Raw genomic sequence first — 22,736 nt, 5'->3', positions numbered from 1 at the left:
GATGTTAATGTATCTCCTTACGGGAGAGGCCCCCGGCTGCTGATTTTTTTGATTTTCTGGAGCGTCCTGATTATCAGCACCGACCGCGATCCTGAAATCTCCGGACAGACCTCAGGTACATACCAATGTCCGACGATATCGATAACAAAATCCGGAATCTCGCCCGAACCCTGGATGCGGATTACTTTGGCGTGGCGGATCTCACCCCCGCACGGGACTTCATCCGGGCGCAGGGCGGGGAGCGGGCGAGCTGTTACCCTCGGGGCGTGGTTGTTGGCATACGGCTGCAGGACCGTGTTGTGGATCTTCTGCCTGAGAAGGACCGCGAGGGAGCAATCCTCTATCGTCACACAACCTATGATGTTGTCAACACTGCCCTTGACCAGGCAGCCCTCCGGATCGCAAATGCCCTCCAGCGGGAGGGGTATGGGGCATTTCCCGTACCGGCCTCGAAGCGGACGGATGACGAGCACATCTGCGGGATCTTCTCGCAGAAACTCGCGGCGCATCTGGCCGGCCTTGGCTGGATCGGGAAGAGCTGCCTGCTGGTCACGCCCGATCACGGCCCGCGGGTGCGGTGGGTGACCGTTCTCACTGATGCGCCGCTCAAACCTACCGGCTCTCCGATGGAGCCCCGGTGCGGGGAATGCACGGCATGCGTTGATATCTGCCCGGTCCATGCATTCACCGGCAGGACCTTCTCGCCCGGTGAGCCCCGCGAGGCACGGTACAATGCAGCCGGATGCGACCGCTATTACAAGGAACTTGAGAAGAACACGGGGAGCGCCGCGGTCTGCGGGCTCTGTGTCTGGGTCTGCCCGCATGGCAGGAAGAACCGATCACAGTCCGGCAGACAGACAGAATAATTTTTTAAAAGGGGGTTAGTGTTTCAATAATTTCAGGATCCGCACTGCCAGCCACGCGGCATTGTCCCCGTTGTCCACGCCAACACAGGCAACCGGCACCCCTTTGGGCATCTGGGCTATCGAAAGGAGGGCATCAAGCCCGTTGAGGGTGCCGCTGACCGGAACCCCGATGACCGGCTTCTCCGTCTTTGAAGCAATGACACCCGGCAGTGCCGCCGAGAGGCCTGCGATCGCAATATAAATTTTCACGGTACTGGTCTTGATGTAGGCATCAAGTTTGTCGGGATCCCGGTGAGCGGAGATGATCTGGGCGTCATACGACACCTTATTCTCGTCAAGGACTCGTTTGACCTTGTCCGCAATTGCCGCGTCCGACGCGGATCCCGAGATGATAGCAACGTCAGCCATGTCAGCCATCCAAACATATATTGTGCTTATCTAGATATACTATGAGCAGATCCTTATGGAAAAAGAACTCCTCCTGATGATGCCGGGTCCGGTGCCGATACCGGAACGGGTCAGGCTCGCGATGTCGCGCCAGGCAATAAACCACCGCAGCGCCGAGTTTGGTGCCGCGTATGCCGACTGTGTGCGTGTCCTCAAGACAGCGTTTGCAACGAAGAATGACCTCGTAATCATCAGCGGTTCCGGAACCGCCGGCATGGAAGCCGCGGTTGCCAACGTAGGGCGTGACAAGGATATCGCGTGCATTGTCAACGGCAAGTTCGGCGAGCGGCTCTATAAGATCAGCCAGCGCTACGGAAAGGCGCACGAGATCAAGTCCGAGTGGGGAACACCGGTTGATCTTGAAGCCCTCAAGGCACAGCTTGAGGCCGGCGCCCAGATAGTCACTCTCATCCACAACGAGACCTCGGCCGGTATCAAGAATCCGGCAGAGGAGATAGGCAAGCTCTGCCGGAAGCACGACGCCCTCTTCATCATGGACGGCATCACTTCCATTGGCGGCGACACCGTTGAGGTTGACAAGTGGGGCGTTGATATCGCCATCACCGGCTCCCAGAAGTGTTTTGCTGCACCCGCGGGCCTTGCCATGGTCTCGGTGAGCAGCCGGGCATGGGAACGGATGACGAAGAACCCGCCGTACTATCTCGACCTTGCAGCGTACAGGAAGAGTGCCGGCGGAACCCCGATGGAGACACCCTACACCCCGGCCGTCCCGCTCTTCCTTGCGCTCCGCGAGGCCTGCCTGATTATCGAGGAGGAGGGTCTTCCCGCCCGGATCGCCCGGCACCAGAAGATGTCGAAAGCAGTCCAGGCAGCAGCAAAGGCCTGGGGTCTTCCTCTCTTCCCGAAGATCGACAAGCTCCACAGCTACTCGTCCACGGTTACGGCCATTGAATACCCGGCCGGTGTCAAGGACGACGAGATGCGGGGCATTGTCAAGAAGATGGGCATTGTCATTGCCGGTGGCCAGGACCACCTCAAGGGAAAGATCTTCCGCATCGGCAGCATGGGCGCAGTCGGCGCACCGGAGATCCTCTCAACCCTTGCCATCACCCAGCACGCCCTCAAGAAGTGCGGGTACAAGGCAAAGGGCGACGGCGTTGAAGCCGCAGCCGAGGTGCTCGGATGAGGGTTGGTGTTGCAGACACCACCTTCTCGCGCGTCAACATGGGAGCCATCGCCATCGATGAGCTCAAGAAACATGCCAGTGTGGCAATCGAGCGGTCAACGGTGCCCGGGGTCAAAGACCTCCCCGTTGCCTGCAAGAAACTGATCGAAGAACGCCGGTGCGATATCGTCATGGCGCTGGGCATGCCCGGGGGAAAGGACAAGGACAAGATGTGCGCCCACGAGGCCTCCCAGGGGCTCATCATGTGCCAGCTCATGACGAACAAGCACATCATCGAGGTCTTTGTCCACGAGGACGAGGCCAAGGATGACCGCGAGCTTGCCTGGCTCATGGAGCAGCGGACCCGGGAACATGCGGTCAATGCCGTGAAACTCGTGCTCCACCCAAAAGAGCTGGAAAAAGAGGCCGGTACCGGCCAGCGCCAGGGCTTTGCCGATGCCGGCCCTGCACGCCGCTGATGCAAAAGCGTACAGATTTATGAAATACAATAAAAAAGAGATGATCTGACTATGTGTGACACCAACCCGATAAAACTGGGATTCGTTGTTGCGGAGTTCAACCGCGACATCACCTACATGATGGAGATTGAAGGCCGCGAACATGCAGCATTCCTCGGTGCAGAAGTGACCGAGACCATGTATGTTCCCGGGGCATACGACATGCCGCTTGCGATCAAGAAGCTGCTCACGGCCGGAAAGGTCGACGCTGTCGTCACGATCGGCTGCGTTATCGAGGGTGCAACCCAGCACGACGAGATCGTTGTACAGCACGCAGCCCGGAAGATCATCGACCTCTCGCTGGAGTTCGGCAAGCCGGTCTCGCTTGGCATCTCCGGCCCCGGTATGACCCGGCTTGAAGCGAACGAGCGGATCGATTACGCAAAGCGGGCCGTTGAGTCAGCTATCAAGATGGTCAAACGGTTGAGATGAAGCCCCTCTCGGCGAAGATCGCCGGCGTTACCGAGTCGGCAACGATCGCGATCTCCAACAAAGCCAAGGCAATGCAGCGGCAGGGGATCGATGTCATCAGCATGTCGATCGGCGAACCGGACTTCGCCACTCCGCAGCACATCACGGATGCCTGCATCGATGCCCTGAAACGCGGCGAGACGCATTACGCCCCGAGCAGCGGCATACCCGAGCTCCTGAACGCTGTCAGCGAGAAGATCACAAAGGAGAACAGGTTCCCCTGCACTCCCCAGCAGGTGATCGTTGCCTGCGGGGCAAAGGATGCGATCTACGAGGCTATGGAAGCTGTCCTTAACCCGGGGGACGAGACGATCATCCTCACCCCGGCGTGGGTCTCGTACGAGCCCTGCGTCCAGATTGCGGGCGGGAAGACGGTCAAGCACGCGGTCAACCAGAAGAGCTTCCAGCTCGACGACTCGCTTCTGGAACGGGTGAACAAGAAGACCAAGATGATCGTGGTCAACTCCCCCTCGAATCCCTCGGGTGCGGTTCTCGATAAAAAATCCCTGCAGCTTGTTGCGGATCTCTGCGAGGACCACGACATCTACGCAATGTCGGACGAGATCTACGAGAAGATGGTGTATGGTAAGGAGCATATCTCGCTTGCATCCCTTGGCGACATGGCGCAGCGGACCATCACCATCAACGGCTTCTCGAAGGCGTACGCAATGACCGGCTGGCGGCTCGGGTATGCCGTGGCCCCAAAGGAGATCATTGCCGAGATGTCCAAGGTGCAGCAGCACTCCATCAGCCAGGTAACAACCTTTGCCATGTACGGCGGGGTTGCGGCGCTCAAAGGCGACCAGTCCTGCGTTGAGGAGATGCGAAAGGAGTTCGACCGGCGCCGGAAGTACGTTATCGGCGAGCTGATGAAGATGGGCTACGAGACCGCACCGGCCGACGGGGCGTTCTATGCGTTCGTGAAGGTGAACGGCGATGATGTGGACGTTGCCTCCCGCTGGCTCGACAAGGGGCATGTGGCGGCAACCCCCGGCGCTGCGTTCGATGCCCCGGGATGGATCCGGCTGTCGTACGCAACGTCCATGGACCGGCTCAAAGAGGCAATGGACCGGATTAAGCGGGTTGGGTAAAAAGATCCTTTTTAAAAAAAACCGGTTATAAAAAACACCTGGCGACGCCTAATCCTTTCTCATGGAGCAGAATTTTTCCTGCGAACCGGGCACTGCCATCTCCTTTACCACCTTAAAGCCCCAGCGCTCGTACTTGCTGACATTCTCCATGGTCTGGGTGATAAGGGTGCAGGGGAGCCCCTCCCTGGCAGCCCGGGCCAGCATCGGCCTGACCAGGAGCGAGGCGTATCCGCGGCCAGCGAACTGCGGGCGAACAACCACGAGGTGAAGATACCATTGCGGCTCCTCGCCCAGATGCCCGGTCAGCACTTCGATAACATTGTTCACTGCCTGCAGCTTCTCCATTGTTTTTGGGTCCGTGAACTCCTCTGCACTGAAGGGGTCGGGGTCTGTGTCCTCTGAGTGATCTACGCCCGGCGGAAACCAGATGCTCAACGCCTCCAGACCCGGGGATGTTCCCTGGATTACCACCTTTCTGGAGCAGGAGGTCACAAGGGAGCGGTAGAACCTCCGTTTCAGAACCGGGGAATCCGGTTCGTTCTGGAACACAAATGTCCCGATGGGGCAGCGTGCTCCGATGAAGGCGTCCGCGGTTGCATCCGCGGCTTCATCAATCCGGTCCCATGACACTTCATACACCATTGTAGTAACCCCTCTCTGTCAATTTCCTGTCGAAAAGATGATGAGTGTGGTTCTTCTTTTGACAAATAAAAATACCTTCCCTGTCTGTTAAGATCATTGTAAACAGGATTTTGAAATAGCAATCCCCTCTTTCGCACGTAAGAACAACACTTCAGGAAATAACAAGGGGGTTACCTGCTGAGATTTCTCTCTCATCGGCTGTGCAGGCTTGTTATTACTCCGGTTTCCCATTGCGTTGTATGACTGATGCTCCCCCGACCCAAACCTTTTCATCCGGGCACCGATATCACTACATCAGGCATGACAGGGGAAGACCTTCTCCAGGAATGGGACCGGCGCTGTCCCGGGCGGGATGAGGTCCTTGCAGCGCTCAGGTCGTCCCTCTCCGGGCTCACCAATGATGAAGCAGAAGCCCGCCGGCGCAGGTATGGTTTAAACGATCTCTTCCCCGCCGACCCCCTAAGCGGTATTAAGAAATTATTTACCATTCTCTGCAACCCGTTTACGCTCCTGCTCATTACCCTCTCTCTGATCTCCTTTCTCTTAAACGATATGAGGACAACCATTGTCCTTGTCGTCATGGTCTTACTCAGCCTCTCCCTCCAGCTGTTCCAGGAGATACGGGCAGAAGGAAAGGTCAGGACACTGAGGGATCTTGTTGCCCTGACAACCCGTGTGAACCGGAACGGGACCATCCTTGAGATCAAATCCACCCTCCTTGTCCCGGGAGATGTTGTACAGATCTCAGCCGGGGATCTCATTCCCGCCGACCTGATCCTCATTTCAGCCACTGACTTATACTGCAACGACGCGCCAATTTCCGGAGAAGCCATTCCCCGGGAGAAGACACCGGTACCCGTCTATGGCTGCTGCACAGAGAACGGACAGGATGACGCCGTGCGTTCCCATATCTGCTTCCTTGGCTCAAGTGTTGACTCCGGCTCCGCCACGGGGATTGTCATCAGGACGGGAATGCAGACGGAATACGGGAGCGTTGTCAAGGCTGCCCGCACGGTGAAGGTTGAGACCGAGTTTGACCATGGGATCACGCGGTTCACCTGGCTCATGATCGTGATGATGCTGATCGCCGCACCGCTCATCTTTGTGATCAATTCCCTGACAAAGGGAAATATCGCGGAAGCCATCCTCTTCTCGCTTGCACTCATTGTCGGTATCACGCCAGAGATGCTCCCACTTGTCATGACCATGAACCTCTCGAAGGGCACCATTGAAATGGCAAAAAAGGACGTGATTGTAAAAAGGCTTGGGTCGATCCAGGGATTTGGTGCCATGGACCTCCTCTGCACCGACAAGACCGGGACTATCACCGAGGGAAAAGTATCCCTGACCTCATACATATCCCCCGATGGAGAAGAGGATCCCGCCATACTGGAGTATGCCGCCCTGACGAGCAGGTTTCAGACCGGTCTTTGCAATCCCATCGATGAAGCGGTCCTCCGCCATCCCTCTGTCGGGCATGAGATCGCACACGGCACCTCGTATACCAAATGCGGGGAGATTCCGTTCGATTTTTCCCGGAAGCGGATGTCGGTCATTGTATCCTTTCATGGCGGTAAAACCGCCCTTCTCTGCAAGGGATCGACAGATAACGTGCTTCCCCTCTGCCTGGATAACGGGAACCTGGTACGGACAGGAAGGGGTCTCCTGCCCCGGGATAGTGTCGATACAAGGGTCTCCTTCCTGTACCGCGAAGGTTTCCGGGTCATTGCGGTTGCTGCCCGGGATATCGGAAGTAAAGATCGGTACAGCCTGCTGGACGAGGCGGATCTTGTTCTGGCGGGTTTCCTTGTCTTTAGCGATCCGCCGCGGGACACTACGGCAAAGGCCATTGATGAGCTGAAGGCTGCGGGGATATCGGTGAAGATCCTCACGGGAGATCACGAGGATGTGACGCAGAGCATCTGCCGGCAGGTGAACCTTCCGGTTACCGGTGTTCTTACCGGCGATGATATGAACAACATGAGCGACGAGGAACTCGAACAGGGGATCGATTCGGTCACCGTATTTGCCCGCCTCCTGCCACACCAGAAGGAGCGGATCGTGCGATCGTATAAAAAGCGCGGTCATGTCGTGGGTTTCCTTGGCGACGGCATCAACGATGTCTCTGCGATGAAGTCGGCAGATATCGCGATATCCGTCAATTCCGCTGTCGACATTGCAAAGGAGGCATCGGACATCGTCCTCCTCAAAAGGAGCCTCCTTGTTCTCTCGGAGGGTGTAACAGAAGGGAGGAAGGTTTTTGCAAATATCTTGAAATACCTCCGCGCCCAGGCGAGTGTGAACGTGGGATACATTTTCAGCAATGTCGGTGCAAGCCTCCTCTTCCCATTCCTCCCCGTCCTTCCTATCCAGATCCTTGTAAACAACCTCCTTTTTGATATCTCCATGACAGCACTTCCCACCGATGCCGTGGATAAGGAATATCTGGAAAAACCCAGGAGGTGGGATATCTCGGGTCTCTCCCGTTTTATCACCCTGTTCGGACCATTCGTCTCGGCGTTCGATTATCTGACCTGGGGGGTTCTTATCTTCGTCTTTGGTGCATTTGCAGATCCCGCACTCTTCCAGACCGGTTGGTTTGTCCAGTCGGTCATCATCATGATCCTCTCGATCCACGTGTTTCGGACCGACAGGATCCCCTTCCTCCAGAGCAGGGCGAGCCTCACGTTCGGGCTTGCAACCGGGATCGTCTGCCTGGTCGGCATCCTGCTTCCCTACTCCCCGCTCGCGGAGACGCTATCCCTGGTTCCGATGCCGGCCCTCTTCTTTGTCTGGCTGGCCGGCATTTTTATCGGCTTTGTGACGGTAATCCAGCTGGTCAAGATGTTCTATTTCGGGCAGATCCGGCTCCGGGGGAAGAGACAAAGGACAAATGGTTAACCCGGCCCCGTGTTGCAGAAACGATTGTGGCGCCGGTGCAAGTACGTCATCGCCGGACTGAAGAAGATGAGGTACGAGACGGTACCGGCCGACGGGGCGTTCGATGCGTTCGTGAAGGTTCCCGGAAATGATATGGATGTTGCTTCACGCTGGCTTGAGAAGGGCCATGTGACAGCGACCCCCGGCGCTGCGTTCGATGCCCCGGGATGGGTCCGGTTGTCGTATGCTGCTTCTATGGAGCGGATCCGAAAGGTTGGGTAAGTCTGTATCCGGTCCAGTTAACAATATTTTTCTGGGATCTAATGATTTAGGATATAACCGAAGAGGTATTGTCTAAACGATAACGGGTATTTTGGAGGTTAAAATTTTTGAAAGGAAATATCAATTGCATCAAGTAGATCCTTCATGGCAATTAACATGTAGTATGAACCGTTATTGAACTCTACGGTTGTAAGTGGTCTTTCAGGATAGTTTAGAAGTAAGAAATATCCAGATTTTTGATATTCTAATTTTGCCAGTTGATATTTTAAAGTAATTAGCGTATCGAAATTGTCCTGACCTAGTTGAAGAATATAACCATGTGTTAATAGAAACTCGATCGAACTAAACGAGATTGAAGGAAATTGCATCAATCCAAACGTTCTTTCATCAGGATGACTCTTGATTTTTTTAATATGTGAAATTATTGAGGGTTTTAAATCAGTTTCGACACATGTTTGAAAAAATCCAGTTTCAGCCAGAAAACATGCGATTGCAGCTTCAAAATCTCTCTTCTCTCGAAGGTACAGTGAATAACTTATCGTAAAAAAAGCAATCAAAAAACTACAAATTAATTGGAACAATAATGAAAAATTACTCAACCAATTGATTGCCATTTCAGATGTAATGATTATTGTTTCATTCATTTGATTATGCCTTAAATCAAAATCGCTGTATTATATAATAAAATTAAATGGGGTTGATGTTGTCAATTTTCAATTTTTTGCTCTGTTGAAATCTTCAATATTAATGAAGGGGGTTGATGCCCCCATATCACCCAAAACGAGCACTGCCGCCCCAGCGCTCAGCTCTGCGACCGGTTTTTTTTCTATAATTTTTATGAACACTTCATCACCGGTTTTCGTCTGGATCCCCTTCTCCAGTTCGAGATGAAAACCATCGATGACTTTCGCCTTAATCGTTGTCATACGAGTTACCGTACACTGCATATCACGCCCGTTGCCATTAAGGTTTGTGCGAACATACGGGCGGCGATCGACATCGTCCTGTGAGTACGGTGTCCCGGACGGGTACGAGATGCTTGGCGGCAACCTGCCGGTGTTTGTGAAGTACCCGCCCGGGGCTGATCCGTTCAATCCCGATACCTATGGCTACGGATTGAATATCCCCGCCATGCCGGGACCCCCTCCGTCGGAGAACCCCTTCTTTTACCCCGTCTCCCGAGGAGATAAATCCCGGCCCGTATCGTGCCCGGTTGTACGAGTTTTGCCTCACCCCCCTCTTTCGCAGAGGCAATAATTCGGAAAAAAACGGTAATTCTCCCGGAAAAGAACAGGGTTCTCCGGTGGGAATCCGTGAGGTAATATGTAGCAACGTTACAATCGATTCCGCCAGGGGCAACCAGACATCGGCAAAGCTATAGAGTCCGGGATGGGGGTTTTCCGGCCGGGGTCAAGGTTACGGCCCGGCCCGTGATGAAACCCGTGCCCAGTTCCCAAAATTACTCCCCGGGCGCCCCGTCACCGCACCACTTGTCTTCAAAGAAGAGCTTCCGGTTCATTATGACGATTACCCCTGCAACGATAAGCAGCAGCACCGTGATGATACACTTGGTGAACTGCTCCGCCGGGATAAAACTCATGGCGATGTTTGCCGAGAGGTGGAAGAGGAAACAGGCGATTATGCTCCGGTTGTTCCGGTAGAACAGCCAGTTGATGATGAATGCCAGCACAAAGGCGCTGACAAAAAAATTGGCCGTATACAGCCAGCTGGAAAGGAGGGTGTTGTGGTAGAAACCGCTGATAAAAAAGAGCGGCGTGTGCCAGAACGCCCAGAGGAGGCCAAAAGAGAGCGAGGTCACAAACAGCGTGGACCGGCTCCTGAGGCTGTCAACCCCGTATCCCCGCCACCCCGCCTCCTCAAAGGCCGGGGCAACGAAGAGACCGATGAGTCCGGGCAGGGTCATGAAGGAGGAGCCGAGCAGGATCGTGAACTGGCCCGGAGACTTCCCGAAAAGAACGGAGATCCCGATCGCAACAATCATTACCGCCGGGACCAGGAAGAGGATGAACGGGAGCATCCGCGGGTTGATCCGCCGGAGACTGAACAGCCGGTCCTTGTAATCGTCCCAGAGCTCCGGGCTCTTTGATTTCCAGAACATGACGAGAGCTGCAGCAAGGGGACCGCACAACCCAAGGAACATCAGCAGTCCCAGCAGTCCTCCCGTGCCCCCGTGATAACTGAAATACGCGGTGGTGAACCAGAAGACCCAGGCAATGCTGTACGCGATCAGGAAAAACTGCGCCGGTTTGTAGAGGCTGCGGGCATTCATGCTGGTGTCAGGCATCGTTGTTCCCTGCTTGGGAATATGTAAGCAGTGTGCATAAGATATTTGTCCTGGATTCCGGAACTATCGGTTATCTCCAGTCAGGGCATAGCAGTGTTGCAATAACCACGGGCAGTGCGTTCTGTGCTCCGGAGCGGATCTGGTTGCCGATCTGCATTTTAAAAAAAACCTGATGCAAAAGTCCAAATAACAATTGAAAAAAGGACATTTTTAGAAATTGAGATTTTCCGGCACGATTGCAGAACAACCATCGATCCGGCTGAAGTGATCGCAGTTCCTTGTAACAATCTCATCAAATCCGGGCGATAGTGCAGTGGCTGCAATCAGGCAGTCGTTGAACTCAATTTTCACAAAAGCCATACTCTTCCTCATGGTTGCAGAATTCGGGTCTTCTTTTACTGCTGCACATGACTCCCGTCACAGAACGGCTTGTTCTGCGACCGCCCGCACCGGCAGAGCGTCATCCGGTTCCGGACCTTGTAGGGCCTGCCCTCCGCGGAAACGACCGGGATCCCGCCCCGCACCCAGAGCGGCCCGTGCTCGCCCCGGGGCGGATACTCGATGATCACGATGGATTTCTCCAGGGCCGGCTCGATCGCCTTTTTTGTTGCCGCGTCGCGGATCACGAGACGCCCGGAGGGGCAGTTGCAGCCCTCTTCGATCGCGGTCGCCTTCGCAACCGGGTCATCCGAGTGCTCCGTGAGGTTCCAGATCCCCCCGGCCCGCATGCAGAACCGGGCATGGACGCAGAGGTTCTCGTAGTCCAGCAGTTCCAGTTCCGGCCCGTGAATGATCCGCGGGTGCTTCAGGTACGGTTCGTCTCCTGCCCTCTCGGTTCCATTGAAGCCGATCGTTGCATGGGTGCCATCGCAGAACGGCTTGTTCTTCGAGTGCCCGCACCGGCAGAGGGCGTACGGCTCCGATACGGGGAATTCCCTGGTCTTCTTCCAGGTCCGGCAGTTCCCTTCCTCATCATTGCAGATCTCTTCCTGGTAGAGCGGGACATTGCCGGTCACGACATAGGGGCCGTTCTTTGTGACCGTGATCTTCAGATCCTTGTTGTCCGAAGGTTTCTTTTCCATCATGGACCCCGAAATCAGACCCGCCCGAGGCCGATCATGTAGCCGTACCGCGAATATACTTCCTTTACCAGCTCGCCGGCCTTCGGATTGGTCCAGGTGTGCATCCACTCCGAGACGAGGGACTCGACCGTGATGGGGACGACACCGGCCTGCAGCATCCGCTCGATCCCGTAGCGGTGGGCATCGGGCGTGGAATCTCCCCCTGCGTCGATCAGGCCGTACACCTCGTAGCCCTCCTTCAGGCCATGCAGGGCCGTGTAGGCAAAGCACATGCTCGTCCAGAGCCCGGACACGACCATCTTCTTACGGCCGGTCTTTTTGAAAGCATTCCAGACCTTCTCGTCCTCGAAGGCATCGAATCCGGGCACTGCCCGGGCATAGACTTCCTGGCCCGGGAACAGGCTGCTGATCTCGGCAAGGAAATTCCCATTGCCCGCCGGGTTGATGGATGTCAGCACAACCGGTATGCCGAGGATGGCAGCGGCTTTTGCCGAGCAGTACGCGGCATTGCGGATGATCGTCTTGTCCCCGGACCCGACCCCGGAGAACATCGTGGGCTGGTAGTCCACAAGGACAAGGGCGCTGTTCTTATCGCTCAGCAGTTCCAGTCTTCCGTCTTGTTGGTTTGGCATGGTATCGCTCCTGACACTGCTCCGGGTGTCTGCCGTCATGGGTGAATGCTTCCTGTTCTGAACGCGTCCGGATCCCGCACGGCACCTTTCTGCGGCGCATGCCATGCTCAGTTCCGGATAGGCTGCTTCACCGCAATTACAATTGTGAATTCCCGGGTGGCTGGATAAAGGTTTTGTAACTGATATACGGGTATTTGTTGGAGTACTTTCTGTATGACCGGTGATCGAAAGTCTGTCCGTCTCCTCCAGATACTCGGGCTGACTGCATATGATCCAAAGCATACGCAGCCCTTACGCGGCTCGGCAGCCTGACGCCCTTTGCCCTGGCAGAAGAGGTGGGCATTCCCCGCACCAAGATCTACGAGACAATCAAGCGGCCCGGGAAGGAGAACTGGGTCACGGTCGAGAAGGGCAGGCCCGGGAAGGTCTCGCCGGTCTGCTCGTCCGAGGCGATCGGGAGCCGGAAGGCAGTCCCCGTCGCGGAGATCGAGCGGATGACCCAGGAGTTCTCCCCGGATTATGAAAAAAGGGTGGAACAGGAACCGCCGGAGACGTGGATTGTCCGCGGCATCGATAACATTGCTGCCACTACTTCCGGCATGATGAAGAGGGCCCGGACCAGCCTGTACCTGTCCGGTACCCTGTACTACCCCGAGGAGCCCGATCCGATCAAGCAGCAGATCGCTGCCGCAAAACGGAGGGGCGTCATCATCCGGATCTCTGCAAACAACCCGGTCAAAACAAAAGAGAAGATCCTCAATGTCCACGAGTCCTTTGCACCGGTGACCTCCGGCATCCAGGTTGCGCCCGAGCCCTTCATCCGGACCCTGACCATCGACGGCCGTGAGATACGGATGATGTTCCCGCTGCCCGAGGCCGAGTCTGCGGACCGCGCAAACCTTGTTGCCCTCTGGGTGAAGAACGAGATGGTGACGAAAGCCATGAATAATGTCTTCAACATCATGTGGGCAAATCCGGACTGGACAGGCACCTCCTGGATTCGTCCCTGCGGACGGGGCGTTCTGTGCGTTCGTGAAGGTGAAAGGCGATGATGGGGAAGTTGCCTCCCGCTGGCTCGACAAGGGCCCTGTTGCGGCAACCCCGGCGCTGCGTTCGATGCCCCGGGATGGATCCGGCTGTCGTGCGCTACTTCGATGGACCGGCTCAAAGAGGCAATGGACCGGATTAAGCGGGTTGGGTAAATGGTTATAGAATGACTCCTGTTGAGGAGCCTAAAAAATGAAATGTGCAAATCAGGAAATTGATGGTATCTGATCAAGGATTCGAACACACTTTTTTCGACAATCATTTAAATTTCTGATTTCAGGAAATGAATCAGGATATATTTTTGAAATATATCTTCGATGTGCCGGCAACCTGCCGGATGATCCTTTCTGTCAGATCGATGACAGCCTGTATCTTCTCTTCGTCAAGACCCTCCAGGGTGTCATTCTCCGAATGGATTATCCGTGCGATAACGGCCGGGTCTGCCTTGGTAGAGATAGCGATACAAGGGATCTGGTGCATGAAGAAGATCATGTGATCTCCCTGCGGCCAGGGGTCCATGGGATCGATCCCCGGATATTGTGCCTGAAATTTTTGAGTATCTGCAACAAGTATGTCAGGACAGCCGTACCAGGAAATCCCGACCGGTGAGCCGGCGAGCCCTGCACCGTCAACATTGATGCCGAGAAGCACCCGGGCAGGGATAAGGTAGCCGGCATCAAGATATGCGCATTCCCCCGGTGCACAGTAGCATTCCTCGCCATTGAAAAAAACAAACTCAAGACCGGTGGTAACAGGCTGTTCGTGAAAGACCCGGGCAAGCTCGAGAAGTACAGCTGCACCGGTGGCATTGTCAAGCGCTCCCGGTGTCGAGAACTTGGTATCGAAATGGGCACAGAGAACGATCTTCTTCCCGCTCCTGTCACCTGACCGTCCGATGACATTGGCTGCGACAGCCGGCATGGTTGTGGCGTCAATGCGGAGCAAAACCTGCTTTCCCGCGTTCTTCAAAAGAACGGCGCCCTCTGGTGCTGTGACCGTGCAGGAAGGAACCGGAAAATCACCGTCAATAATCACATGTACCGGCTGGTCGCTTCGGGGACAGACCGTGATTACGGCAGCGGCTTTTTTCTCTTCCATGAGCTGCACGATCCGGCAGTGCTCATCGTGGTGATAGAACCGGAAGTTCCGTGGCATCAGGTACTCCTTTGTCAGCTCGTTATGGGCAAGCAGAATTTTTCCGGTAATGTCGGCGGTTTCCAGTTCCGAAAGCGTACCGGCCGTCACGAGCTCTGCTGTGCAGTTGCACGCCGGGCTGTACGGATTTGCTTCTGCATGCAGCTCCAGATCGCCGCAGGTGAGCTGCACCCGTGCAGCATTCCATTCACCAATCGGGAAATTCTGAAATTCCATATCATACCTGAGTCCGGAAAGCGTTTCCCCGATATATTGCGCAGCCTGTCTGTTTCGTTCCGATCCTGTCGGCCGCTCCCCAATCGTCCCGGCAAGGAAGACCAGGTGGTCGTGGAGACGGGTTTTTTGCTTTATGGCAGCTCCGGGGTTTTGCTTAGTGGTGGGCATTCTTCACCTCAGAAAGGAAGCTCCTGGCCCATTCCCGCTCGGCCCTCAGGATATACTGGCGGCGTATTGCAAGAGCGATCCGGTAAAAAGGGCAGGAGGTATCGTTTTTAAGATATGTCTCGAGCCCGGTAAAACAATCGAGCTGACGGTCGATGGATCGGATATAGGAGGAAAGGGCTTCCTCTGACTCTGCCCCGGAGAGGAGGTGGAGGTTGTGGAGGCCGAGCTCGACTGGGTAAATGATCACCGGAATTTCGGAAACAAGTTCCTGCACTTTTTCCTTCACTTCCATTCTCCCGCGGTCAGTGATCGTGTACACTTTCCGTTGGATGCCTGTCGTGGCCTGCTCGATCTTCACGTCAACAAGCAGTTTCTTTTCCAGTTTCCCGAGCACCTTGTAGATGGAGGACATCGAGATCTCTGTCCAGCCCCGCATATCGCGATCAACCACATTCTTCTCGATCTCGTACGGGTGCATCGGTTTCTCGGTCAGGAGTCCGAGCAGTACTGCCTCCATATTTGATAGTGTACTCATACAATATTGTACTGTTCCAATATTATAAAAACAACCTGGCATTTTTGTTCATGAAAGCACGTCGGTTTATTCCGCATATGAAATTTCCAAAAAACGGATCACTCCAGAGGATTTCGCATCGTACTTTCTGGGTTCTTTTCTGCTCTGAAATGAAAATGTTCACCTTCACGCCAATATGATTCTGTCAGTCATTCATCGAATCTCTAAAAAAATTTTCAAGAAATGGCACTCACACATTTTTCCGGCCCGAAATTGCCAGAATATGGTTCATCGCTGAGATTGAGAAAAATATCCAATCATTTCGTCACCGGACCCCCCTTCTCCCTCCAAATCCCCAATCCGCAGTACGATCGCAGGGGACTTTCTGCTCCCAATTGATGCTAATTAGCTAGTTTCAAGGTATCGGCGTGGTAAAATCAATCCGGGCCCGTATAGGACCCCGTTGTACCAGTTTTGCCTCACCCCCCTTTTCCCGGGAGGCAATAATTCGGAAAAATGCGGTAATTCTCCCGGAACAAATCAGGGTTTTCCGGCGGGATTCCGTGAGGTAATATGTAGCAACGTTACAACCGCCTCCGGCCGGAGCACACGGGCATCGGCAAAGCCATAGGGACCGGGAGGGGGGGTTCCGGCCGGGGTCATGATCCCGACCCCGCCTGCTTTCCCTCCCGGGCGATCCGCTCCTCGTCCAGCATCCCGTCGCGGATGAAGATGATCCGGTCGAAGTACTCCATGTGCCAGGGCTCGTGCGAGACCATCACAACCGTCTGGCCGAGATCCCGGTTCACGGTGCGGAAGAGATCGAGCACGGTCCGCGAGTTCTCGGTGTCCAGGTTTGCGCACGGCTCGTCCGCGAAGACGATCGCGGGCCGGTTCACGAGCGCCCGGGCAATGCTGACCCGCTGCTGTTCGCCCCCCGAGAGCTCGTGCACCAGGTGGCCGAGGCGTTTTTGCAAGCCCACATTCTCCAGCACGTCCGCTGCTGCGGCATAACACTCCGGCAGGGGCCGGCCCTGCATGAGGGCCGGGATCGCAACATTCTCCTGCACGGTCAGCTCCGAGACAAGGGCATAGTCCTGGAAGACATAGCCCAGGTGCATGAGCCGGAACCGTGTCCTCTGCTCGTCATCCAGATGCGACACATCGGTCCCATCCAGGATGATCCGGCCGGACGTGGGCCGGTCGAGCAGGCCCAGCTGGTGCAGGAGCGTGGACTTCCCGCTCCCTGACGGCCCCATGATCCCGACGAACTCGCCCCGGTCGATCCGGATCGTAACCCCCCGCATCGCCGCAACCTCCACGGCACCCATCCGGTAAATCTTTTTTAATTCCGCAACCTCGATCATGGTCATCCCTTCATGGCATCGAGGATCTCTTCGTCTGCCACCTGCCGGGCCGGCACGAACCCGGAGATCGTTGCAACAATGCAGAGAAGGACCACGCTCAGCGCAACAGAACCGTACTCGAGAGACGGGGTGAGATACCCCATGGGAAAGCGGATACGGTACACGGTCAGCGCAAAACTGATCGCGTTCAGCAGCAGGACTCCCGTAACGATTCCCAGGGCGCACTGGAAGAGAACCTGGATGAGGTAACTTGCGACGATGACCTGCTTGCGGACGCCGATCGCCTTGAGGATCGCGATCTGCTTCTTCCGGTTGATGATGTTGATGTAGGTCACGATGAAGATCACGATGCTTGCCACGATCAGGGCCACGACCGTCATGATGTTCTTGATCAGGTTGAGGCTCGAGATGGCGTCGCCGAGGATGCCCTTGCCCTTCTCGCTCCAGGTCTTGACCTTCGCATCCACGCCATAGCTCATGATGGTGTACTTGAGCTGCATTGCATTGTCTGCCGATGATCCCCGCACAAGGATCTCCGTTGCCGAATCCCCCGTATGCATCACCGAGTCCATCTCGTTAAGGGTGATGAACGCCGAGGAATCGATCAGGGCGCCGAGCGACTCGTAGATCCCCTTGACCCGGTAGGTTTTCTTAACGCCGTTGCTGTAGGCCACCTGCACGCGGTCGCCGACCTTCACCCCCCCGAGCGACGGGAGCTTGTCCTGCGACTCGTCCTCGTTGCCGGCAAGGAGCGTGCCGATAAGAATCTGGTCGGTATCCCCTGCCGAGAGGTAATCCCCGTCCGTCAGGACAAGATGGTAGTCCGTCACCTCCTGCTCGTCCGCGGGATTGAATGCAACCAGGGATTTTGACTGAAACTTCCCGTTCTTGGTGTTCGTGATCGTCACCCCCGCGGAGCTGTGGGCCGAAACCCCGGCAACGCCCGGTATCTGCTTGAGCCGCTTCACCAGACTGCCGGCTTCCGGAATGATGGTCTGCTTGTCGCGGGGCTCGATGGTGACCGTCCCGTACTGGTAATCGATCATCTGGTCGTTATAGAGCGTGACAACGCCGCTGATGATCATCCCGAGAAAATTCATCAGCACCACAACGAGCGCTATGATCAGGATGGTTAAGAGGAGCGTGCTCCGGTTCCCGCGCCGGATCGCCCGGGTGGCGAGATAGACCGAGACCCCCCATCCCCCGTCATTCCCCGGCATGAGACTTCCCCGGGCGGATGCGGAGATACCAGTATGCAGCACCCACGATCCCGAGCACGATGAGGATGACGGCAGCCGGGAGGAGACCCTGCCCGGGTGCGGTTGCGACCTCGGCCTGCTCGGTGATCTCGTGCGCCCCGAAATCGTCCAGGTAGGAAAGGGTCAGGTTGACCGGGACCGTGCCGTCTTTTGTTGCCTGCAGGTAGAAGACTGCCGGCGCATCGCTGTTCTTGTCAACCGATCCGATGAACGCGGTCTTCGTGCCCGAAAACGGGCTGTCGAGGGATGCCTTCACGGACGTGGCCTGGTCGGTACCGGTATTCTCCACGCGGACGACCAGCATGAACGGGTTGCCCGGCGCGGGGCGGACCGGGTCAGTCGAGAGCGATTTGACGGAAAGGGCTGCCCTTCCCTTCACCGGGATCCCGAGGGTCTCCGTCTGCTTCTCGCTGTTCCCGTCAGGGTTCCGGTAGGATATCGCCAGCGTGACCGGATCGATGCCGATGGGCGTGTTCTTGTCGGTGGCAAACCCGAGCGTGAGGTTCATCACCTCGCCGGGATTCAGCTGCTCCCTCCAGGAACGGCCCGGCGTTGTGAGAACAAGGGATGTCGTACTCGAGTTGACGGTGACCGAAATGTCGCTGGCGCGGGTGAGGCCGGTGTTCCGGATCGTGACCCGGGCGGTGCAGGATTCACCCGGCGCCACGCGTTCCGGAAGATCCTGGATAACGGAAAGCGATGGCTTTTTCAGGGTCGAGAGATCGGTGTTCACGTTCACCGTGAATGGATACCGGGTGCTCCTCCCGTCCTTCACGTCGATCCAGGCTTCCGGGAAGTAGATCCCGCTCTCCTCCGGGGCCTGGATGACGAACGTGACCGGGACGGACTGGCCGGGGCCGATCTCCCCGATCCGGTCGAAGTCCTTTGTCAGTATCAGGATGCCGTTGCCTTCTAGGTGTACGTTCTCGACAAAGACATTGATGTCCGTGCTCCTGGTCTTCTCAAACGTCCCGCCCGTGACGCTCCCGGTATTTTCCTTAATGGAGGCACTCTGGGCAGTATTCATTATCGTGAGCGTGATCATCCCTTTGTCCCCCGGGAGGAGGACGGCCGGTGTCACCTGATAGTTGCTAACAATCACCGTGGGATTCGTGGAGCTGGCTCCGTTGTCCCCCGCGGCTGCCGTGGCGATGAGAATCAGGGTGGCAAGGACGGCTCCGAAAAGTACCAGACCAACGCCTTCCCGCCGTTTTCCGGGTGCAGTGTTCTTCGCGCTCATCCGATCGTGTTGTGTTCCATTGTCCGGGGCCATCGTTCATTCCTCTGTAAATTCCGGTATTCTGCAGGACTCATGCCCTGAAAAGTGTACAGATGTTCAATTAATTAAACATATGTTTAGTTTGATGAACAGAATTTTATTTCCGGACATCCAAGATGAAAAGAGAGGAGCAGGGGGTTGCGGAAGAATGCCACGGATCAATGCTGAATACCGGGAAGATGCCAGGAAGAAGATCATTGCAGCTGCGCTTGATGTAGCAGCGTCCGAGGGCTGGGGAGCGCTGACCCTTGATGCGTTAGCAAAAAAAGTCGGCGTCACGAAGAGTGCGTTCTATGCGTACTTCACAAGCAGCGGTTCGCTCATGCAGGACGTTATTGTTGAGTTGATCCGTATCATTCGCAACCACATCCTTGAACCCTGGCAGGATGAGAATGATATCCATGAAGTCCTCGACCGGGCCGCAGACTTCATCTTCCTCCAGCCAAAACCGTTCATCCCGATCTTCATCCAGGCCATGGCCGGGCTGCCGGAAGATCCGGTCTTCCGCAAAAAGATCGACAGCCTGCTTGAAGAGAACAGCGCCCTCATCGAAACTGCTATCGCCCGTTTCCAGAAGTCCGGCCAGATCCCGGGAGATGTTGACCTGGACGAGGCGGTCCGGGCCATCTATGCCTTGACCATCGGTCTTGGGATGATGACACACATTCTAGGAAAAGATCCGGAGAAAGGACGGATGGCATGGATCATGGCAACGGAGCGGATCCTGAAGATCGGACCCCGCACGTGAGGGTACTGCCCGGGGATGTCACCTCCCTGATAATAACATTGTCCCGGAAAGAGAAAATCCGTCCGATCAGCCGCTCCCCGGCGTCTTTGCCTGCTCGCCGTCCCACCCAGGCACTGACCGGTATTTTGCTGAATAAACGGGATGAACCGTCAGGGGAACCTGACGATCTCGTTATTCTCCGGCAACAGGTTCTGCCGGGATACCGGTGTTTTCAGATACTCCGCAAAGATCCCCATCTCCGACCAGAGCCGGTTCATGGTATATCCCGGGGTGGCCTGCCGCTCTGCAGCTTTGGTCTGGTTGACCCTGCCCAGGGAATCGAACGAGCGGTACACGTGGGGATACCCTTCCGCTCCTAAAAATGACGGCGTACCCGTCACAACCTGGAAATGGAGGTGCGGGATATCGGAGTTCCCGCTGTTGCCCATAAGGCCGATCACCTGCCCTTCCTTTACAACATCACCGGCTTTTACCCGGATGGACCCGTTGACCATGTGGGCATAGCACGCGTATTTCCGGTTCCCGATATCGATGATCACGTAATTGCCGGCTGCGGTATCAATGGTTGCCGGCGGGGCCGAGTAGATCGTCTCAATGTCCGGCAGGCCGTCTGAAGCTGAAACCACGGTCCCGTCCGCTCCTGCAAGGATCTCCTTCCCGAACCCGAAATAGTTCCGGGCAAGCGATGCATTGCCGCTGGCGGCCTGCCCCGTTTTCGGGTCCAGCAGGATCCAGTCCTGGGCGAACCGCTGGGGAACCCGGGTTGTCCCGTTCATCGTGATCTGGGCGCGGAAGTGGTGGGTCAGCGGCGATGTTGTCTCCATGGCCATCCAGCCCGGGCCGGACATCGGGGCCCCGATCACAACCGGTGCAGCATCCTTGCGCACAACAACGTCCCCGCCGGTGATGGTTGCCGGGGGCAGGCCGGAAGCCGACCGGTTCAGGGTGATGGTGTGGACGAGCCGGTCCGGCATGGCACCGGGCTTTACGTCAAACCAGATGGAAATGCGGGGCCGGGGCACTTTTCCCGTGCCGTTTAAGAGTTCCCCGGGGGTCGGGGGCGGGACGGCAGCCGGGTGGTAGATCGCAGCAAGCAGGTCGTCATCGGCGCTGAAAAGGACGGTCCCGGTGGCAGGATCGAGAGCCTCCACCTTATCGATGACCGGTACTTTGCCATCGGCCGGGACGAGTTCGAGTTCGTACGCAATCTGCGTTCCGCTCGCAGCAGGGACCGGGACCGGTGCAAACGGTACGGTCATATTCAGGGAAGGTGTGGCGGGTGCCGGAATATTTCCGGGTGAGGGCTGGGTGCAGCCGGCAAGGAGTATGGCCGTTATGACAAGCGCAGGAATAAGGAACCGGAATATCGGTGACATAGTACTGTATTGAGTGATACGTATACCGGAAAATAAAAGGATGTCTCTGTGTCCCGGCTTTCCGGACCCTCATCTTTCGCTGCCGGGCAAGGGGTCCGGGGAAATTGCCCCCCGTCCAACCATAGCCGGCTGTGCCCGGGCTTTCGGCCCGGGTTTTTCCGGTTCCGGCATCACCGAGCCGTCACGACTGAGCTCGATGAGCCCGGTGTCTGTGACCCGGAAGAACCGGAACGACCCCCGGAGCAGGAAGACCCAGAGCTCGCGGGAGATTCCGGGGCCGGAGGCAATCGCCCGAAGGGTTGCGAGCGCATCGGCCGCCTCCCGCTCGATCCATGCATGGGAGCAGTGGACCCGGGTGACCCTTTTTATCCGGACGTGCGCCACGAAACAGATGCAGTAGATCACGAAGTTGCAGATTATACCCGGTTCGTGCATGAACTGGCGGGTCTCGCCCCGCTTCTTTGCGATCAGCACGGCCTCGCGGAGCGCCATGAGCGGTTTGCGTCCGCGGGTCATGGCCGGCTCCCGGATGTTCCGGCCGGGATTTTTCGGGCGGGCCGGTGTTCATCCGCTGACCGGTTTTTGATCAGTGTCTGATCGAATCGGTCGATAGCATCAGCTCCTGTCCTTTTTGTACATATGCCGGCTGCGATCCCGTGTGTTCACGGTTTTCCTCCTCCCGCAGTGCGTTGTCATGGGGAAATCCTCCCGGAGATCCTATGATGTCCCGGTCGCGGTCGCAGACGTAACCGGCAGGCTGCCTGCTTTCTTTCCAAGGGTTACGTTGATCCCGTCCATGCCTCCTTTCTCCACCGTGACCGGGTACATGACCGTCTCGTACCCGTCCATGCGGAACTCAAGGGAGTGGCGGCCGGGCGGGATGGCATAGGAGAGGCCGCAATTGGTCCGGCACAGGTAGGTGTTATCCATATAGACATCCGCACCCGGGGGCATCGATGTGATATGGAGCGTGCCGTTCACCTGCTGGAACGTGCCGTTGACATTGAAGCTGCCGTTTCCATAGTAGTAGTGGGAGGTCTGGGTCGGCTTGGGCGTACCGGCTGCCTGCTGCGGCGCGGGACTGCTGCATCCTGCAGTTATGATGCCGAAGATGAGAAGGGCAAGTACTAGTATCTTAATCATAATATTTCCAATCTATTATTCAAATTATATATTCCCTTGCAACCGTGTGCGGGAGCCGGGCAGGGGCAGTCAGGCCGGGATTTTTTTAAGCTGACCGGAGTTGATCCACAAATTATTCTTTA

25 protein-coding genes are annotated in these 22,736 nt (G+C 56.3%); 9 read left to right on the top strand and 16 right to left on the bottom strand.

What is annotated here, in order from left to right; genetic code table 11:
• The first annotated feature begins 125 nt into the window (after positions 1-125).
• Positions 126-866 carry a 4Fe-4S double cluster binding domain-containing protein gene (locus WC598_RS05665; protein ID WP_372960509.1) on the top strand — a complete coding sequence of 247 codons (741 nt, stop codon included), beginning with the start codon at positions 126-128 and terminating at the stop codon, positions 864-866.
• A 15-nt stretch (positions 867-881) separates the two neighbouring features.
• On the opposite strand, the gene WC598_RS05660 is transcribed toward WC598_RS05665, so the two are convergent.
• Positions 882-1,274, bottom strand: coding sequence for an AIR carboxylase family protein (locus WC598_RS05660; RefSeq protein ID WP_372960508.1), 393 nt, complete (start codon positions 1,272-1,274; stop codon positions 882-884).
• A gap of 55 nt (positions 1,275-1,329) precedes the next feature.
• Here WC598_RS05660 and WC598_RS05655 point away from each other — a divergent pair, with 55 nt between their 5' ends.
• From WC598_RS05655 to WC598_RS05640, 4 genes are read left to right on the top strand one after another with little or no spacing between them, the layout of a single operon-like run.
• Positions 1,330-2,460 carry an alanine--glyoxylate aminotransferase family protein gene (locus WC598_RS05655; protein WP_372960507.1) on the top strand — a complete coding sequence of 377 codons (1,131 nt, stop codon included), beginning with the start codon at positions 1,330-1,332 and terminating at the stop codon, positions 2,458-2,460.
• Positions 2,457-2,918 carry a riboflavin synthase gene (ribC, locus tag WC598_RS05650; RefSeq protein WP_372960506.1) on the top strand — a complete coding sequence of 154 codons (462 nt, stop codon included), beginning with the start codon at positions 2,457-2,459 and terminating at the stop codon, positions 2,916-2,918. The genes WC598_RS05655 and ribC overlap by 4 nt, the downstream gene beginning before the upstream one ends.
• Positions 2,919-2,969: 51 nt before the next feature.
• Entirely contained in the window at positions 2,970-3,389 is a 420-nt protein-coding gene (gene ribH, locus WC598_RS05645) for a 6,7-dimethyl-8-ribityllumazine synthase (RefSeq protein WP_372960505.1), read from the top strand.
• Positions 3,386-4,519 (top strand): pyridoxal phosphate-dependent aminotransferase, encoded by a 1,134-nt coding sequence (locus tag WC598_RS05640; RefSeq protein ID WP_372960504.1) that lies wholly within the window; start codon positions 3,386-3,388, stop codon positions 4,517-4,519. Before ribH ends, WC598_RS05640 begins: the two co-directional genes overlap by 4 nt.
• A 48-nt stretch (positions 4,520-4,567) precedes the next feature.
• On the opposite strand, the gene WC598_RS05635 is transcribed toward WC598_RS05640, so the two are convergent.
• Entirely contained in the window at positions 4,568-5,161 is a 594-nt protein-coding gene (locus tag WC598_RS05635) for a GNAT family N-acetyltransferase (RefSeq protein WP_372960503.1), read from the bottom strand.
• A gap of 300 nt (positions 5,162-5,461) precedes the next feature.
• On the opposite strand from WC598_RS05635, the gene mgtA reads away from it, so the two are divergent.
• Entirely contained in the window at positions 5,462-8,062 is a 2,601-nt protein-coding gene (gene mgtA / locus WC598_RS05630; protein ID WP_372960502.1) for a magnesium-translocating P-type ATPase, read from the top strand.
• A gap of 9 nt (positions 8,063-8,071) precedes the next feature.
• Positions 8,072-8,323, top strand: a complete 252-nt coding sequence (locus WC598_RS05625) for an aminotransferase class I/II-fold pyridoxal phosphate-dependent enzyme (protein ID WP_372960501.1) — start codon at positions 8,072-8,074, stop codon at positions 8,321-8,323.
• A gap of 98 nt (positions 8,324-8,421) precedes the next feature.
• On the opposite strand, the gene WC598_RS05620 is transcribed toward WC598_RS05625, so the two are convergent.
• The 6 genes from WC598_RS05620 to WC598_RS05595 form a co-directional block, all read right to left on the bottom strand.
• Positions 8,422-8,967, bottom strand: coding sequence for a hypothetical protein (locus WC598_RS05620; RefSeq protein ID WP_372960500.1), 546 nt, complete (start codon positions 8,965-8,967; stop codon positions 8,422-8,424).
• A gap of 69 nt (positions 8,968-9,036) precedes the next feature.
• Entirely contained in the window at positions 9,037-9,249 is a 213-nt protein-coding gene (locus WC598_RS05615) for a hypothetical protein (RefSeq protein ID WP_372960499.1), read from the bottom strand.
• Positions 9,250-9,782: 533 nt separating this feature from the next.
• On the bottom strand, positions 9,783-10,628 hold the full coding sequence (locus tag WC598_RS05610; protein ID WP_372960498.1) for a CPBP family intramembrane glutamic endopeptidase: 846 nt from the start codon (positions 10,626-10,628) through the stop codon (positions 9,783-9,785).
• 210 nt (positions 10,629-10,838) lie between these two features.
• A complete protein-coding gene (locus WC598_RS05605; RefSeq protein ID WP_372960497.1) occupies positions 10,839-10,988 on the bottom strand; it encodes a hypothetical protein in 150 nt (49 codons plus the stop codon).
• Between the two features lie 35 nt (positions 10,989-11,023).
• Positions 11,024-11,713, bottom strand: a complete 690-nt coding sequence (locus WC598_RS05600) for a CDGSH iron-sulfur domain-containing protein (protein ID WP_372960496.1) — start codon at positions 11,711-11,713, stop codon at positions 11,024-11,026.
• A gap of 11 nt (positions 11,714-11,724) precedes the next feature.
• A complete protein-coding gene (locus WC598_RS05595) occupies positions 11,725-12,381 on the bottom strand; it encodes an isochorismatase family protein (RefSeq protein ID WP_372960495.1) in 657 nt (218 codons plus the stop codon).
• Between the two features lie 296 nt (positions 12,382-12,677).
• Between WC598_RS05595 and WC598_RS05590 the strand changes: the two genes are divergently transcribed.
• A complete protein-coding gene (locus WC598_RS05590) occupies positions 12,678-13,394 on the top strand; it encodes a TrmB family transcriptional regulator (RefSeq protein ID WP_372960494.1) in 717 nt (238 codons plus the stop codon).
• 283 nt (positions 13,395-13,677) lie between these two features.
• On the opposite strand, the gene WC598_RS05585 is transcribed toward WC598_RS05590, so the two are convergent.
• The 5 genes from WC598_RS05585 to WC598_RS05565 all read right to left on the bottom strand — a co-directional run bounded on the left by WC598_RS05585 (position 13,678) and on the right by WC598_RS05565 (position 19,341).
• The gene (locus tag WC598_RS05585; RefSeq protein WP_372960493.1) at positions 13,678-14,928 is read right to left on the bottom strand and encodes a M28 family peptidase; all 1,251 of its coding nucleotides are present in this window, start codon (positions 14,926-14,928) and stop codon (positions 13,678-13,680) included.
• Entirely contained in the window at positions 14,915-15,463 is a 549-nt protein-coding gene (locus WC598_RS05580) for a PadR family transcriptional regulator (protein WP_372960492.1), read from the bottom strand. Before WC598_RS05580 ends, WC598_RS05585 begins: the two co-directional genes overlap by 14 nt.
• A 638-nt stretch (positions 15,464-16,101) precedes the next feature.
• Positions 16,102-16,809: an ABC transporter ATP-binding protein gene (locus WC598_RS05575; RefSeq protein WP_372960491.1), complete on the bottom strand. Its 708-nt coding sequence runs from the start codon at positions 16,807-16,809 to the stop codon at positions 16,102-16,104.
• 2 nt (positions 16,810-16,811) lie between these two features.
• Entirely contained in the window at positions 16,812-18,029 is a 1,218-nt protein-coding gene (locus WC598_RS05570; protein ID WP_372960490.1) for an ABC transporter permease, read from the bottom strand.
• The gene (locus WC598_RS05565; RefSeq protein ID WP_372960489.1) at positions 18,016-19,341 is read right to left on the bottom strand and encodes a COG1361 S-layer family protein; all 1,326 of its coding nucleotides are present in this window, start codon (positions 19,339-19,341) and stop codon (positions 18,016-18,018) included. Before WC598_RS05565 ends, WC598_RS05570 begins: the two co-directional genes overlap by 14 nt.
• 154 nt (positions 19,342-19,495) lie before the next feature.
• On the opposite strand from WC598_RS05565, the gene WC598_RS05560 reads away from it, so the two are divergent.
• Positions 19,496-20,095 (top strand): TetR/AcrR family transcriptional regulator, encoded by a 600-nt coding sequence (locus WC598_RS05560; RefSeq protein WP_372960488.1) that lies wholly within the window; start codon positions 19,496-19,498, stop codon positions 20,093-20,095.
• 149 nt (positions 20,096-20,244) lie between these two features.
• Here the strand turns inward: WC598_RS05560 and WC598_RS05555 are convergent, their stop codons facing one another.
• The 3 genes from WC598_RS05555 to WC598_RS05545 form a co-directional block, all read right to left on the bottom strand.
• The gene (locus WC598_RS05555) at positions 20,245-21,471 is read right to left on the bottom strand and encodes a M23 family metallopeptidase (protein WP_372960487.1); all 1,227 of its coding nucleotides are present in this window, start codon (positions 21,469-21,471) and stop codon (positions 20,245-20,247) included.
• 69 nt (positions 21,472-21,540) lie between these two features.
• Entirely contained in the window at positions 21,541-21,987 is a 447-nt protein-coding gene (locus WC598_RS05550) for a hypothetical protein (RefSeq protein WP_372960486.1), read from the bottom strand.
• A 201-nt stretch (positions 21,988-22,188) separates the two neighbouring features.
• Positions 22,189-22,614, bottom strand: a complete 426-nt coding sequence (locus tag WC598_RS05545; RefSeq protein WP_372960485.1) for a PEGA domain-containing protein — start codon at positions 22,612-22,614, stop codon at positions 22,189-22,191.
• Positions 22,615-22,736: the final 122 nt, after the last annotated feature.

This window comes from Methanoregula sp., assembly GCF_041645475.1.
In the GTDB taxonomy this organism is placed as follows: domain Archaea; phylum Halobacteriota; class Methanomicrobia; order Methanomicrobiales; family Methanospirillaceae; genus Methanoregula.
Note: the sequence above shows the minus strand (reverse complement) of the source record. Positions and strands in the feature narration are given on the sequence as shown.